General features: G+C 50.0%; 10 protein-coding genes. All 10 read right to left on the bottom strand.

The genetic code is table 11. The annotated features are described in order from the left end of the window. Positions 1-6 precede the first annotated feature (6 nt). Positions 7-2,301 carry an ATP cone domain-containing protein gene (locus DC28_RS00345; protein WP_037544471.1) on the bottom strand — a complete coding sequence of 765 codons (2,295 nt, stop codon included), beginning with the start codon at positions 2,299-2,301 and terminating at the stop codon, positions 7-9. Between the two features lie 126 nt (positions 2,302-2,427). After that, positions 2,428-3,861 (bottom strand): HEAT repeat domain-containing protein, encoded by a 1,434-nt coding sequence (locus DC28_RS00350; RefSeq protein WP_037544472.1) that lies wholly within the window; start codon positions 3,859-3,861, stop codon positions 2,428-2,430. Continuing rightward, a complete protein-coding gene (gene murJ, locus DC28_RS00355; RefSeq protein ID WP_037544473.1) occupies positions 3,830-5,407 on the bottom strand; it encodes a murein biosynthesis integral membrane protein MurJ in 1,578 nt (525 codons plus the stop codon). The genes DC28_RS00350 and murJ overlap by 32 nt, the downstream gene beginning before the upstream one ends. Next, positions 5,404-6,537 (bottom strand): tRNA guanosine(34) transglycosylase Tgt, encoded by a 1,134-nt coding sequence (gene tgt / locus DC28_RS00360; protein ID WP_037544474.1) that lies wholly within the window; start codon positions 6,535-6,537, stop codon positions 5,404-5,406. Before tgt ends, murJ begins: the two co-directional genes overlap by 4 nt. A gap of 19 nt (positions 6,538-6,556) precedes the next feature. Then, positions 6,557-7,648 (bottom strand): LptF/LptG family permease, encoded by a 1,092-nt coding sequence (locus DC28_RS00365; protein WP_037544475.1) that lies wholly within the window; start codon positions 7,646-7,648, stop codon positions 6,557-6,559. Between the two features lie 3 nt (positions 7,649-7,651). Then, positions 7,652-8,917 carry an LptF/LptG family permease gene (locus tag DC28_RS00370; protein ID WP_037544477.1) on the bottom strand — a complete coding sequence of 422 codons (1,266 nt, stop codon included), beginning with the start codon at positions 8,915-8,917 and terminating at the stop codon, positions 7,652-7,654. After that, positions 8,901-9,359 (bottom strand): dUTP diphosphatase, encoded by a 459-nt coding sequence (dut, locus tag DC28_RS00375; protein WP_052078265.1) that lies wholly within the window; start codon positions 9,357-9,359, stop codon positions 8,901-8,903. Before dut ends, DC28_RS00370 begins: the two co-directional genes overlap by 17 nt. A 19-nt stretch (positions 9,360-9,378) precedes the next feature. Beyond that, complete coding sequence (gene pnp, locus DC28_RS00380; RefSeq protein ID WP_037544479.1) at positions 9,379-11,481, bottom strand: polyribonucleotide nucleotidyltransferase; 2,103 nt, start codon at positions 11,479-11,481, stop codon at positions 9,379-9,381. Positions 11,482-11,506: 25 nt separating this feature from the next. After that, on the bottom strand, positions 11,507-11,776 hold the full coding sequence (rpsO, locus tag DC28_RS00385) for a 30S ribosomal protein S15 (RefSeq protein WP_037544481.1): 270 nt from the start codon (positions 11,774-11,776) through the stop codon (positions 11,507-11,509). Positions 11,777-11,795: 19 nt separating this feature from the next. Then, the gene (locus DC28_RS00390) at positions 11,796-12,590 is read right to left on the bottom strand and encodes a nucleotidyl transferase family protein (protein WP_037544483.1); all 795 of its coding nucleotides are present in this window, start codon (positions 12,588-12,590) and stop codon (positions 11,796-11,798) included. Position 12,591 lies beyond the last annotated feature (1 nt).

Genomic DNA, 12,591 nt, shown 5'->3' on the forward strand with positions numbered 1-12,591 from the left:
CCACTATTAAATATCACATTGGCCGGCCATACATGCCAATTCTTGAGCGGCGGTTGTTAAATCACGTTCCTCGTACCTATAAATCTTCGAGAAGTCGATATGGGGAAAATCTTTTGTCAAGCGCTGATATTCATCGGCCGTGATTTCAACGTAGGGCATTTGATCGTATTGCGCATCTACCGCAGGAAGAAAGGCCATACCGCCGATTTTGTCCTGATGATCCCAGATCCATTTGATGATATCAATAACCTCATCTGATTTATAGGTAATGGTAACCGAGGGATTATGCTCGGTGTAGTGAATTTTATTCTGCAGCCAGTAGTCGCATTGTTTCATAGCATCCCGAGTATTCCTGGTAATGGCGTGTTCAGGGCTTTTAACCGGGAAATGAGCGACCCAGGTATTAGCATTTTCCACGGTTTGCCCGTTTTCAGGATCCATCGGAACCCCCTCATCTTGAAGGACCTTGAAGATGGGGGTATGAGCTCCAACCCGGACGTTCCGGATATAATGCGGGGCCCAGCGGGCATGGAGGCCTGAGGAACTGTTCAGCAGCTGGCTGGAGTTTCCTGAGGGTTTAACAGCGGTTACTGCAACAGATTGGTTAATGCCAAGCTTTTGAGCATAAACACGGTTTGTCTCAACGGCTACATACCGGAGTCTGCTCTGAACATCCGGATCCTGGCATACAGGACTATCCAATTGTCCGTTTAGATCCACCCCGAGGAGGCGTTCTTCTTCACAGTTCTGCTTCCATTGAGGACGCAGGCCTGGGAAGCTCGTAGCCATGGATTGAATGGTTCCAAGAATCGTTGCCACCTCTACCTTGTCTTTGAGTGACTCAAAGGTGTCATCCTGCCGGGCTATGGCACTGGTCAGATTACAGAATTGGAAGGGGCGGAGAATGATCTCGCCGCAGGGGTTTGTGCCGAATTCGGCATACGCCCGGCGTTCCGGTCTGTTCTCAACAGCGGCTCTCCGATTGAAGATACCGGGTTCTCCCCTACCCGAGGTGACCATATCCAATACAAACTTAGCGATTTCCTGCTGGGATAGCTCGCGGTTCGGCCACACCGCCGAGTTATTGGCGTTCCAGCGCTGAGCGTTCTTTTGCCAAAAGTCGCCGTCCTTGCAGTGTCTCATCTCTTGATCGTCATAATCGAATAGGGAAATCATAGCTGTTCTGCGTACACCACCACTCACCGCAGCGCCGCCCACAGCACACATGATATCGTGGGCATCGAGGGAAGTCAGAAACCCTCCCTGACGAGCCATTACGCGTTCTCTCGCGAAGTTCAGCATCTGACGCAGGGGTTCCGGTCCTGAGGCTCTACCGCCCTTAATTTTAAGCGGGGCTCCGGCGGGTCGTACCTCTGAAAAGTCGAAATCAACATCCTCACCGGCGAACCAGGTTTCAAGTCCGGTCCGTAAGGCATCCGACCAGCCCTCTGAGGTATCCTGCACAACGTATGATCCGCGGTGTTTTCCCGTCTGTCGAAGGATTCTTGGCATGTTTTCTATGTAATGCCGTTCCACACTGTAACCAACTCCGCAACCGTTCATACTTATGATGAGGGCCTCGACAAACGAATCAATGCTATCAACAGGAAGGTATGAACAATTGTAAATGGCGATATTGCTTCGGCGGGCCGGATCACCTGCCATAGCCAGAAGCCTCATAGATGGCATTACCTTCATTTCAAGGATTGCCTTCTGAATCCGATCATAGTCCTTCTGAGATAGCTTGTTCTCAGAGATTTCCTTCAGGTACCCCACGGCCCGATTCACGGTTTCTAACCATGTTTCTCTTCTACCGAGATCATAGTTGAACCTGGAGTATTTATCATAAAATTGGAACTTTTGAATTTGCGTAGGGAAATACACGTCTGATTCATCAAAAGCAGTTTTCACTTCAGGAGGTACCGGGCGTACCTTCCGCATTTTTTCATGCTCTGCGCGGTATAAGATGTACGCCTTAGCAGCCTCGTATTCGCCTGCAGCTTGGAGAACCATCTCAACTATATCTTGGACCTGCTCAACTGTTGGCAGGTCAAATTTAGCAGCGACGACGTTTACAACCTGATGGGTCAATTCTTCGGTTGAGGTCTGGCTCTGCTGCTTTATACTCAGAAAACAACGGTCAAGGGCATTTTTAATTCGGCTTGGATCGAAGAGCTCTTTTCGGCCGTCCCGCTTTAACACCTGGCCGGGTAATCCCTTGCCTCCTGCAGCTGTATATACTGCTTCAGGCTGGTGCTGGAGATCGAGCTTTCCAACAGCTATCTTTTTCTCAGTCTTCATGAAACCTCCCTTGCACCACCATATATGGTGGTGTTAGGTGGAAGGTAACACAACCTACAGCGTAGTGCAAGGTTTTGACTCGCAAAATGCGATTTTTCCTCCACGGATTATTGTGAGGGTTAGTCGCTATTCTATCCTTCGTAACGCACGTTCAGCAGCACGCTGAATAGCCGGGTGTTGACCATCAGCCAGAAATCCATCTATTCGTTCTCTATGGCTCTCCCCTCCCTGATTGGACAAACCCCGAATGCCATAGATCTTAATCGTTATTTCACCATGATCCAACATCCGTTCGAACACGGGAACGGCCTCTGGATCAGTGCTTTCCGATAGGGCCTTGCAGATTGCGTCTAGAATTCGTGAGTTCGGTTTTTCCCACTCCTCTTCGATGATCTTAAGGAGCAGGGTTTTACCGAAGCTGAACTTCTTTTCAGCAAGGTAGCTGTATAATTGCACTCGAATTGCCTCCGGGGTGGTTCCCGATTCTGCATCTTCAAGGATTATACTCCATGCATAGTCACTGTCATAAGCAGTCAAGGTTTCATAGCCAGTCAGCCGCACAACTCGTTCCGGGTCACGTTGTGCTACAAACCCTACTGCTGGCTCCAACTCCGGTATCGGATTGTCACGTAGATTCCTGAGTATGCCTTGCCGAATCCGCCAATAGGAATCCTTCAAACCGTCAGAAAAGATTGGAGAAATTTCTTCCCTGGGAAAATTTGATAAGGAACTCATCACTGAGGTACGGATTAGCACCTCATCTGACTCTACCAATTCCTTCAATACCGGTAACGACTCCTTATCCGCCATCAGCCCTAAAGCCTCTATGGCAGACTGACGTAATAGGGTTTCCTCACTAGCATCGGTGGCACTTTCTTCAAGAAAATCCCGGTCTTCCGGCACTGAGAGGGTACCCAATGAACGCAGAATCTGCGCTTTAATGGAGGTACTTTGGCGATCTTTCTCGTATAATTCTTTTAGGGTATCACTGTACGTTGGGTCTCCCTTTTCTCCGATTATGGGGATGACCGCAGCTATAAGGTTATTATTCGAGCCCTGGAGGATCTCGGTAATAACATCCCATAGATCTTTCGTGAGAGGACGCTCATCATTTTTAATGAAGGAAAGGTATCTGATAACGAGATTATCACTCACATCCTGGTAAAATAGTAATTCCCGCTGTACCTCCGGGTACAATCTAAAATCTTCCACTTCAATGAAGAAATCTATGATCTTTTCTCGAACGCTGGACCGCGAATCTTCGAAAATGTCTGCAATTTCATCATAGAGATCAACAATTTCTTCAGATTGAATTTCATCTATGGTAGCAATTACCTCGGAATCAATCCCAAAGCGGAGGGTCTGACGCCAAATCTCCTCCTGTTTTTCGCGAGCCTCGGTAATACTACGTTCGGTCTGATCCTGGGATTCCCCAGCAGCCCCGTCATCTGTTTGTGGAAACCCCGGCGCCCGTGCCAGGAGAACAAACACAACCGTAATCAGGGGAATGAGGGATCTTTTTATGCTGTCATTGGGGTGGCAATCGTTTCTTGAAAGCAAGATTCACTACCTCCACTTTTAGAATAATATAGGATACAACGATGATGAGTACACTACCTATACCGATAACAAGAATTCTGAGCCAATTCAATCCGGTGCTGCCCAGGGCCCACCAATCTGCAGGAAACACTAGCCCGTTGAGTACGACAATATACCCAGCCATTAGGAGGGTAGAAACACAGGTCTTCCAAAAGGTGGGTAGAAACCCTCTGAGATTCAATCCGCCAAGATCCTTGCGGGCGCGGATGAAGAGAAACCAGAGGCCAACCCCTGCAGCAATGCTATTCGCCAAGGCTAGTCCGGCAACCCGGAGGACCGTCTCCTTCAGCCAGAGCGAAAGCCCTACATCCAGTACTAGGATTAGTAATGCATTGTAGATCGGTGTTTTAAAGTCTTTTCTCGAATAAAAGAACCGTTGAAATAGGTTCCCGCTGGCAGAAAAAAACAATCCGATGCTTAGGTATAATAACACCTCGGCGGCCATGGCTGTATGGTGGGGCATAAAGGCTCCGCGCTGTAAGGCGGGTCCAATTATTTCCTTCCCGAGAAGCATAAGGAGAACCGCAGAGGGTACAAGGAGGGCGAATAACGCCCGGAGACCGAAGGTAAGGGTCTGCCGGATCCCCTGGGTCTCACCCAGGGCAGTCTGCCGACTCATCCGAGGATAGAGAACCGTTATGACACTGGCTGAGAAAATCCCAAAGGGTAATTGCCAAAAGACCAGGGCATTGCTAAGGGCTGTACCGCTTCCCGGCTCGAGGCCGCTGGCGAAACGAACAGCGATCTGTTGGTTCACGGTGAAGACCGCAGAGGATAACACGACAGGCCCCCAGAACCGGAGGATCTTCCTGAATTCCGGATTAGAAAAATTCCAATCTGGTTTAATGGAGAATCCGTAGGACCGAAACGTTGGAAGCTGGACCAGTATCTGGGCAAACCCGCCGGTGAGCACCCCCACCGCCATCGAAAAAATCCCCAGCGATTCATGGAGGAATATGATCGAGCCGATTACGGTAACTGAAAACAATACGGGGGTGATGGCAGGGACAAGGAAGTGGTTACAGCTATTGAGGGTTCCCATGAGCACCGAGGCGATGGAGATCAACAGGATATATGAAATCAGCCAGCGGAAGAGGTCTACAGCCAGGGCCTGATCGCCTGGGTCGGGGAAATTGAAGATAATCGCAGATACCTGGGGGGCGAAGATAATCGTTAGAAACAAGAAGGGAACAAGAATTGCCAACTGAAAGGCAAGGAGGTTTCCGACTATCCTCCGGGCCTTTGAACCGTCCGGGGCGGTAACCATCGATTCGGTGAGTACGGGAATAAAAGCCGACGATAGGGCGCCTTCGGCCAGGAGCTTCCGCAGATTATTGGGTACGGTGAATACAAGATTCAGGATATCAGCCTTCCCGTCCCCGCCAAAAAACATGCTTACCAGGGCAATTCTGATAAATCCAAGGAGACGGCTGAGCAGGGTTGAAACCATCACGATAAACGTGGAGCGGGAGGTTGACTGAAGGGATGTTTTTGCGGTGTCGCTCATATCGTATTCCCCATCCCTCTTCCATAGCGCTCGAGGAATGTATTTTTGTATTCTAGAAACCGGTTCTCTTCAATAGCGGTTCGAATCTCCGTCATGAAGGTATGAAGAAACCAGAGGTTGTGTCTGGTTGCTAACATGGGACCCAACATCTCCCCCGCCTTGAAGAGGTGCCGGAGATATGCCCGGGAGTACATGGATATGGGGCTATCCAAATCTATAGGCTGGGTATCCCGGCGGTACCGTTCATTTTTAATATTAATCCTGCCATCCCTGCTAAAAAAGTAGCCGTTTCTGGCGACCCGGGTGGGGAATACACAGTCAAACATATCAATTCCCGCTTCCACTGCGGAGAGAATGTAGTCAGGGGTGCCGATTCCCATAACATACTTCGGTTTACCTGTAGGAAGCAGCGGAGCTGTGTAGTGTAGAAAATGCTCAAACACCTCAGGCGGTTCTCCTACGGACAGTCCTCCGATGGCATACCCGGGAAAATCAAGCTCTGAAAGTTCCTGGGCGGATTGCGCCCTGAGATCCTCAAAAAAGTTCCCCTGGACGATACCGAAGGCAGCGCCCCGGTAGTCCCCGAGGCTCTGCTGCCAGGCATCCTTGGCGCGTTTTGCCCAGCGGGTGGTAGTGGTCAATGCTTTATGAGCACTCTTCTTGTCGATCCCGTGTTCGGTGCAGACATCAAGAACCATCTGAATATCGGAGCCTAATACTCTCTGAATCTCTACGACTGACTCAGGGGTAAGCATATGCTTAGAACCGTCAATATGGCTGCGAAATTGTACGCCTTCATCGGTGATTTTACGAAAGGGTGAAAGAGAAAATACCTGGAATCCACCAGAATCTGTGAGGATATTTCGGTTCCAGGTGGAAAACTCATGGAGCCCGCCGAAGTCTGCAATAACTTCTGTTCCCGGTCGCAGATAAAGGTGGTAGGTGTTCCCTAAAATGATCTCGAAGCCAATATCTTCAACCATCTGATGACTTAAGGCCTTAACAGTTCCCTGGGTTCCTACGGGCATAAACACCGGTGTCTGCACCCGGCCGTGGGGCAGCTGTATTTCTCCCCGTCTGGCCTGACAAAACTCATCCCTGTGTTTCAGGGTAAATATGGGTTGATTCACAATACTATCCTAAGGTTTATTACGTTTTTGCACGAGCCAGCAGGGTGATTCCAATGAGCAAAAAAAGGAATACTCCTATCCAAGCCCCTACCCAAGGGGGAATGAGACCCGTCTCAGCCAAAAGCCCGCCGACCATTTGAATGACATAATATACAACAGAGACTCCCAAGGACACAAGCAAGCTTAGGAGGAGGATATTCTTCTTAAAGTTCCCGCCTATGGCTGAACTAATAACCATGACAATCAACGGAGTGAGGGCAAAGGCATAGCGCTCATAGTACTGGGTTAACTCTTTGCGGGGTGGCAAGCCGGAGCTCTCTAACACGGAGATCCATTCTCGTGCTTCCGAAATGGTCATATCCTCAATGGAATCCCTGAGCCGCTGGAAATCCTCGGGAGGCTTGGTGAGCAGTTCACTGGAATACTGGGTATGAAAAATAGAATCACCCTCTAACTCTCCATGAATATTCACATTGTAGATCCATGCATTCTCAAACACCCAGGCTCCCTGGGAATCGTCCCAGCGTGCAAGGCTACTGATAATCCGCTGAACCGGGTTTCCCCGATCATCCCGAACGAGCACGCTAACCTCGGACAGGCTCTTCTCGGAGTGGTTATAGTATGCAGCCTGGTACACAACCCGACCGGCATCACTTAGGCGGGTTACATTCGCCGAATTCAAGCTGGCCGAACGTCGTAGTAGCACGGCACTGAGCTCATTTTTCTGTTCAAGGGTTTGTATTACTACTCCCTCTTCAAAATAGAAGCTACCCACACTCAGCAACCCTCCAAGAATGATGAGAGGAAGGACAAACCGGATATGGGGGATCCCGGCGGCGAAGACCGCTATAAGTTCATTATTAGAATAGATGATCCCCAGGGAAAACGATACGGAGAATAAGAGCGCGATGGGCAGGCTGAGTTGCAGGCTCTTTGGAAGGAATAGTAACTGCACCTCCATGATCCTTGAAAAGGGAACCTCCAGGGTCAGGTAGCGGTTCAGATTAGAGAAGAGATCGCCCAATTCGATTATGAGTACGAAAAACAACAGAGAGACCAGAAATATCTGTAAAAAATGGAAAAGAATAAAGCGCGAAAGGGTTCGGAGCATGGATTACCTCCTGGTTTTCACGGTGTAGAGGATGACACCTGCCAAAACCATCATCACATTCGGAAACAACATAGCTACCATTGGCGGAATTCTGAGGTTCTGCACCCCCAGGGCCTCGCCGCCTAAGAGAAGCGCCCAATAGACCACCGCAAAGAGCACACCAATACCGAAGCCTACAGCCCGCCCGTTATGCCTGGCTATGAGGCCTACGGGAAAACCGAGGATGATGAAGGTAAAACACGCGAAGGGGATGGAGAACTTTTTCCAAAATTCGATTTTATACAGTTGGAGGGTCCGGTCGACCCGTGGCTGGTTCCGAAGATCATCGATCTGGGTAATCAGCCCCTGCAATTGAGGGCCATCACCACCGCTGTGGTAGGCACTGATTAACCGGCTAAGGGCCAGGGCTATCTCTCGATCGGCCCTCAACCAGCGATCTTGCAACACCCCTTCCCTGGCTAGTATTAAATCGTAAACATCTAGACTGCTCATTTCCCGGGCGCTGGGGTTTCGGATACTGCTGGTTAACTGGTTGAGCAGGATGGAATACACCATGGTATCCGAGGTGGTGAGGGTGTAATCCCTGGGATTCTCAATATCAGCCTCATGAATTGTTACCCCCCCCAGGGAGAGGGAGATAACCCCGTCCTGTTTTGCATTCCTAATAATCTGAGCGGTTTCGGCGGAGATGATTCTGTTCGTCTGTTCCTCCCCCTGATCTAAAATCACTACCTGATAAACAATTCCGGACCTCACATCCCCGGTGATAATCGTTGATTCATCGTACCGTTGAATAGAATTGGGCTGGAGCACCAACTCAGAGTTGCTAAATAGAAGTTCCTGGTACAGTTGGGTATACCGCAGGGTGCCGAGGGGAAGGAAGTAATCATTTGTTACGAAAGAGATCCCGGAAAAGAGAAGCCCCACCGCCATGAGCGGTATAAATATCCTGGGAAGACTGATGCCGGATGCTTGCAGGGCAAGGATTTCATTATCCGAGGCCAATTTCCCGGTGGTCATGAGCACGGCAAGCAGGGTACCGAAGGGAAAGGAGAGTGCAACAATGGCAGGCATGGCGAATACTATGAGTCGCAGGGTATCAATTATAGAAACATTTTCCGAGAGCCTATCCCTGGCAATGACTAGGATTTGGTTTACAAAAAAAATGACAATGAAAAACAGAAAGGCTACGGTAAACGAAAAAAGGAACTCTTTAATGGTGTACCGAACCAGAACCGAACTCCAGGAGCGTCTATTTTCTGATTGCATCTTCGGTTGAACCAAATCCACCGGAGCCCCTTTCGGTTTCCTCGAGTCCCTCCAGGGAACTGTACTGGAGGGTTGCCTGAACCACGGGAGCAAACACGAGTTGCGCAATTCTCATACCTGGTTCAACGGTATAATCGGAATCCCCAAGATTGATCATGATAACCTTTATCTCGCCTCGATAATCTGCATCAATCGTACCGGGGCTATTCACGCAGGTAATCCCGTGTTTTATGGCGAGCCCCGATCGCGGCCGGACCTGAGCCTCGTAGCCATCCGGAACAGCCAAGAACAACCCGGTAGGAATTAATCCTCGTTGCCCCGGTTTCAATACAATCCCCTGATCCAGGACAGCGATCAGATCCATACCCGAAGAATGGCTTGTTGCATAAAAAGGCTCAGCTTCTGGGAGAAACCGAGCCCTTATAGAAATTCGCGGATGCATACGTGATAAACCTCGCAGGCTATCGCCGTGGTCGATCCATGGCGCCGCCATCCTCGTCATCAAGAACCAGGGCCAGGTTTACACGACCCATCTTATCGATTTCGATAAGTCTTACCGGTACCTGCTGATTGAGTTCAAGGACATCATTCACGGAGTTGATTCTCCGTTTTGCCATCTTACTTATATGGCAGAGTCCCTCTTTCCCTGGGAGGAATTCGATGAAGGCACCGAAGTCTACAATCCGCCGGACTACACCGTCATAGACCTTTCCAATTTCCGGCTCCTGCAGCAGGGCAAGGAAGCTATCCTTGGCTTGCTCAGCCTTCTGGGCATTCTTACAGTAGATAGTCACTGACCCATCATTATCAATATTGGTTTCTACCCCGTATTTCTCATTTATACTCTTGATTGTCTTACCGGAAGGTCCAATCAGAATACCGATTTTCTCCGGATCAACCTTGAAGGTAATAATCCGCGGAGCATACTGGGATAGCTCGGCCATGGGCTTGGCAATAACCTGGTTCATAATACCAAGAATATGCATACGCCCCTTCCTGGCTTGCTCCAAGGCGGCCTTCATGATCTCGGGAGATACGTTTTTGATCTTAATGTCCATCTGGAAGGCGGTTATTCCGTCTTCGGTTCCAGCGACCTTAAAGTCCATATCTCCGAGATGGTCCTCTTCACCGAGAATATCTGAGAGCACAACGGCTGAATCACCCTCGGAGATGAGTCCCATGGCGATTCCTGCTACCGGCTTTTTAATAGGAACACCCGAGTTGAGAAGCGCGAGGCTTCCACCGCAAACCGTGGCCATGGAGGAGGAACCATTCGATTCCAGTACCTCGGAAACAATACGAATAGTGTACGGGAAGCTACCCTTCTCCGGTAAAACGCCGTGCAAAGCCCGATGGGCAAGGTGGCCATGTCCGATTTCCCGGCGGCCCGTTCCCAGTCGACCGGTCTCCCCGACACTGTAGGGCGGGAAGTTATAATGGAGCATGAAGTTTTCCCGTCGGTCGCCGTCAATGTCGTCCATAATCTGCTCGTCATAAACGGTTCCAAGGGTGGTTACTGCCAGCGCCTGGGTTTCGCCCCGGGTAAAAAGGGCTGATCCATGAACCCTGGGAAGTACATCAATTTCGCAGGTTATCGGCCTGATGTCCTCAGGACTCCGGCCATCAACCCGTTTCTTTTCATTGATGATGCTCTTCCGGAGAATTTCGTACTCCATATCGCCGAAGATCGCCTTAAACTGCTTTGCATTCTCTTCGGTAATACGGTCAGCAAACTCTTCAGTTGCCTGGGTTACCACTGCATTGATGGCTGCATACCGTTCAAACTTGCCCTTAACGAAACAAGCTTCTTCGATGGCAGCGTAATACTTATCGTATACCTCGGCTTTGAACTCTATTTCAGCCTTTTGTTCGGCCAATGGGAGCTTCTCTTTGCCGATGAGGCGGCGCAACTCTTCCTGAGCCTCGCAGATGGTCACGATTGCTGCATGACCGACCTCGATGGCTTCAAGCATCAAGGCCTCGGAGACCTGATGGGCGCCCCCTTCAACCATGGTAACACCCTCGGCCGAACCGGCAATGGTGATATCCAGTTCACTACGCGTGATTTGATCAAAGGTTGGGTTCACCACATGGTGCCCGTCAACATAACAAACCCGAACGGCTCCGATGGGGCCATCGAAGGGGATGTCGGAGATATGTACCGCGGCAGAGGCCGCAACGATAGCAATCACATCCGGCGGATTTATCTGATCGGTGGAAACAACCGTGGGAACAACCTGGATTTCCCGCTTAAAGGCCTTATCAAAGAGGGGTCTCATGGGCCTGTCGATCAAGCGGGAAACAAGAATTTCTTTATCCTTCGGACGAGCTTCACGTTTCAGAAAACCGCCGGGGATCTTACCGGCAGCGTAGTACTTTTCGTTGTATTCCACAGTCAGCGGTACGTAATCCAGATCATCCACAGGGCGAGATCCACAGCATGCCGTTGCCAACACAGCCGAACCGCCATAGGTTGCGAAAACCGCACCGTTTGCCTGTTTTGCCATCCGCCCAGTTTCAAGGGTTAACGTCTCTTCTCCGATAGCAAGAGTTATTGTTTGCATAGGATCTCCTTCCCTGTTTTAACGCTTATTTTCTTAGATTGAGGGAGGAAATCAATTCACGGTACGCCTCAAGATTCTTACCCTTCAGATACTTTAGCAGCCGTCGTCGCTGACCAACCAGCTTAAGCAATCCGCGTCGGGAGCTATGATCCTTCTTGTGGGTCTTCAAATGCTCGGTCAGATCGGTAATCCTCTTGGTTAATAGAGCAACCTGCACCTCAGTCTTGCCGGTATCAGTCGCTGATGTACCGAACTTTTCAACAATTCCTGCAATTTCTTCTTTTGTCACGGACATGTACAATTCTCCTTCTGTCCTAATTAATGTATGTATCGTCGAATTCAATAAAGGCGATCTGGCTCTCCAGTTCATCGCTCTGCCACACCAGCCCTGAATCACGGCATGTAACCATCCCCTGGACTCGTGCCCCATCACGGTGAACCATTGTAACACAATGCTCACCCCGCTGGGGCAGAACCTGGGATACCATTTCATGGTAAATCTGGGTTTCATCCCCGTGGCGAAGGAGGGGGATTCCGCGCAGATCAACGGTATAACAATGCCCTAGTAGGTTATTTGCCTCTGATATAGAGGCATTTCGTACAGCCTTTCTGATTCGAGTGCTGCTTATAGGCTCGTCATTATGGTACGCCAATGGGAGGATGTCAACCCAAGGAAATTGGCCGGAAAGCTCCTTTCCCGTCATTCCAGGGAAGACCCCCAGCTTAAAATTCTCCCCTATGGTAAAGGAATCCAGTCTGAGGAGCTTCGAAAGGGTGTTCATAAACTCCTCAGCCCCGGTATGCCGAAGCTTATGGCTGAATGGAACCAGCAGAATCCCTTCCAGACCCTCCGCTTCCAAGAGGGTGAGCTTCTGGTTGAGACTAGAAATGGATCCGAGAAACTGCCCCGGATCGAGGACCCTTCCGGGGTTTTCTATGAAGGTTATGGCCCAGGGATGTCCTCCCCGGGTTTCGGCCAGGTACTTTGCGCGATGGATGAGAGTCCGGTGACCCCGATGAACCCCGTCAAAAACGCCCATAGTGGCTGCTATTCTATAGTCGTCAGGGAACAGTTCGGGGTGTAATTGGTCATAGTGAAGTATTTCCATA

This window comes from Spirochaeta lutea, from assembly GCF_000758165.1.
Taxonomy (GTDB): Bacteria; Spirochaetota; Spirochaetia; order DSM-27196; family Salinispiraceae; genus Spirochaeta_D; species Spirochaeta_D lutea.

Excerpts from the sequence above, each read along its gene's own strand:
- DC28_RS00370 (WP_037544477.1), bottom strand. The coding sequence starts at position 8,917 with ATGCAATCAGAAAATAGACGCTCCTGGAGTTCGGTTCTGGTTCGGTAC.
- dut (WP_052078265.1), bottom strand. The coding sequence starts at position 9,359 with ATGCATCCGCGAATTTCTATAAGGGCTCGGTTTCTCCCAGAAGCTGAG.
- DC28_RS00365 (WP_037544475.1), bottom strand. The coding sequence starts at position 7,648 with ATGCTCCGAACCCTTTCGCGCTTTATTCTTTTCCATTTTTTACAGATA.
- DC28_RS00345 (WP_037544471.1), bottom strand. The coding sequence starts at position 2,301 with ATGAAGACTGAGAAAAAGATAGCTGTTGGAAAGCTCGATCTCCAGCAC.
- DC28_RS00390 (WP_037544483.1), bottom strand. The coding sequence starts at position 12,590 with ATGGAAATACTTCACTATGACCAATTACACCCCGAACTGTTCCCTGAC.
- pnp (WP_037544479.1), bottom strand. The coding sequence starts at position 11,481 with ATGCAAACAATAACTCTTGCTATCGGAGAAGAGACGTTAACCCTTGAA.
- rpsO (WP_037544481.1), bottom strand. The coding sequence starts at position 11,776 with ATGTCCGTGACAAAAGAAGAAATTGCAGGAATTGTTGAAAAGTTCGGT.
- murJ (WP_037544473.1), bottom strand. The coding sequence starts at position 5,407 with ATGAGCGACACCGCAAAAACATCCCTTCAGTCAACCTCCCGCTCCACG.